Annotated in this window: 3 protein-coding genes; 2 read left to right on the top strand and 1 reads right to left on the bottom strand. The window is 68.8% G+C overall.

All coding sequences use genetic code 11. The features are described 5' to 3' along the window. Nucleotides 1–851: UDP-N-acetylmuramate:L-alanyl-gamma-D-glutamyl-meso-diaminopimelate ligase (gene mpl / locus ABNT58_RS08070; RefSeq protein WP_348752986.1), on the bottom strand; the 851-nt coding region annotated here is incomplete at its 3' end. A gap of 23 nt (nt 852–874) precedes the next feature. Here mpl and ABNT58_RS08065 point away from each other — a divergent pair. Both ABNT58_RS08065 and ABNT58_RS08060 read left to right on the top strand, forming a co-directional pair. Then, nucleotides 875–1,297 carry a hypothetical protein gene (locus ABNT58_RS08065; RefSeq protein WP_348752985.1) on the top strand — a complete coding sequence of 141 codons (423 nt, stop codon included), beginning with the start codon at nt 875–877 and terminating at the stop codon, nt 1,295–1,297. A gap of 31 nt (nt 1,298–1,328) precedes the next feature. After that, on the top strand, nt 1,329–1,805 hold the full coding sequence (locus ABNT58_RS08060) for a DUF6152 family protein (RefSeq protein WP_348752984.1): 477 nt from the start codon (nt 1,329–1,331) through the stop codon (nt 1,803–1,805). Nucleotides 1,806–1,982 lie beyond the last annotated feature (177 nt).

Here is a 1,982-nt window from a genome sequence, read left to right as displayed (position 1 = left end):
GCATTCATCTGGTTGTGCAGGCCCGACAGCGCCCATTCGACGCGGCCGACCTGCTCGCCCTCGTGCAGCACGTCGAAGGCGTCGTGCGTGCCGCGCGCCTCCCACTGCGCGCCCGGGCCTTCGCCGCCGAAGCGCGCGAGCTCGCTCCAGCAGCCCTGGGCCAGCACGCGCTCGAGGCTGGGCTCGGTGGCATTCACCACCAGCCGGCCGGTGGACGGCACGGTGCGCACCAGGTGATGGAACTGCCGTTCGATGGCCGCGAGGTCGTCGAAGATGTCGGCGTGGTCGAACTCGAGGTTGTTGAGGATCGCCGTGCGCGGGCGGTAGTGCACGAACTTGCTGCGCTTGTCGAAGAAGGCGGTGTCGTACTCGTCGGCCTCGATGACGAAGGGCTGACCTTCCCCCAGGCGGGCCGAAACGCCGAAGTTCTGCGGCACGCCGCCCACCAGGAAGCCCGGCTTCAGGCCCGCGGCTTCCAGCACCCAGGCCAGCATCGAGGTGGTGGTGGTCTTGCCGTGGGTGCCGGCCACGGCCAGCACATGGCGGCCCTGCAGCACATGCTCGGCCAGCCATTGCGGCCCGCTGGTGTAGGGCAGGCCGGCATCCAGAATGGCTTCCATCAGCGCATTGCCGCGGCTGACGACGTTGCCGATGACGAAGAGGTCGGGCTTGAGCTTGAGCTGCCCGGCGTCGAAGCCTTCAATCAGCTCGATGCCCAGCTGGCGCAGCTGGTCGCTCATCGGCGGGTAGACATTGGCGTCGCAGCCGGTGACGCGGTGGCCCGCTTCGCGCGCCAGGGCGGCCAGGCCGCCCATGAAGGTGCCGCAGATGCCGAGGATGTGAATGTGCATGGCCAAGATTTTAGGAGGCGGTGGTGCAGGGCTTGAGCTGGATCGGTGAGCATGCGTGGCTGTACCCGGCGCTGGAAGTGGTGCACATCCTGGGCATCGCGATGCTGCTGGGCCCGCTGATGCTGCTGGACCTGCGCGTGTGGGGCGCCGGCGCCGCGCTGCCGGTGCAGCCGTTGGCACGGCTGAGCCTGCGGCTGACGGGGGGCGGCTTCATGCTGGTGTTGCTCAGCGGGTTGCTGATGTTCGGCAGCCAGCCGGCGGAACTCCTGGCGAATCGGCTGTTCATCATCAAGCTGGGGCTGGTGATGCTGGCGGGCTTGAACGCGCTGTGGTTCCACTCGCGCGAAGGCCTGCAACGCCTGGATACGCTGGCCCGCCTGCAGACCGCAACATCGGTGGTGTTATGGCTGGCGGTCATCATCTGTGGTCGGTGGCTGGCTTACTGAACGGCTACGCGCTGCCCCCAAAGGAGTTTTCATGCAACGCAGACAGGTTCTCGCAATCGCCGTGCCGGGCATGCTGATGCTGGCCGGCCGGGCCCATGCCCACCATGGCTGGAGCGGCTTCGACCAGCAGCGGCCCTTGTATCTGCAGGGCAAGGCGGTGCAGGTGCAATGGCGCAACCCGCATGCCGAGCTGGTGCTGGAACGCCCGGCCGACCTGGCGTTGCCGGCCGATCTGGCGCAGCGCCCACTGCCGGCGCAAACCGCGCCGGTGGACGGCCCGGCCCTGCTGTCGGCCGCCCGGTTGCCGACGCGCAATGACAAGCGCTGGACGATCGAGCTGGCGCCATTGACGCGGCTGGAGGCCTGGAAGATGCCGCGGATCGAGGCGGGGTCCGAGGTCGCCGTCCTGGGATTTGCGGCGGCGGGGGAGCAGGGGGATGCGGTGCTGCGCGCCGAGTACGTGTGGGTGGCTGGGAAGGCTTACGGGTTGAGGTCTTCGCCGGCTTGACGGGTTGTTGGTTCTGTTCTTGTTCGGCCGGCGTGCGGTGGTGCGTGTGCCGTAGGTGCTGTTCTTGTTCGACCGCCGTGCGGTGGGCGGGGGGCGGCGGGGCTCATGCTGGGGCGGTCGGCTTCGCCGACTGCGCTGCGGTGCTCGCGGCGAGATCGCGCGGCGGAACTCGCTACG

Source organism: uncultured Aquincola sp. (genome assembly GCF_964001545.1).
Classification (GTDB): Bacteria; Pseudomonadota; Gammaproteobacteria; order Burkholderiales; family Burkholderiaceae_C; genus Aquincola.
Note: the sequence above shows the minus strand (reverse complement) of the source record. Positions and strands in the feature narration are given on the sequence as shown.

Coding starts and splice junctions, on each gene's coding strand:
- ABNT58_RS08060 (WP_348752984.1), top strand. CDS start 1,329: ATGCAACGCAGACAGGTTCTCGCAATCGCCGTGCCGGGCATGCTGATG.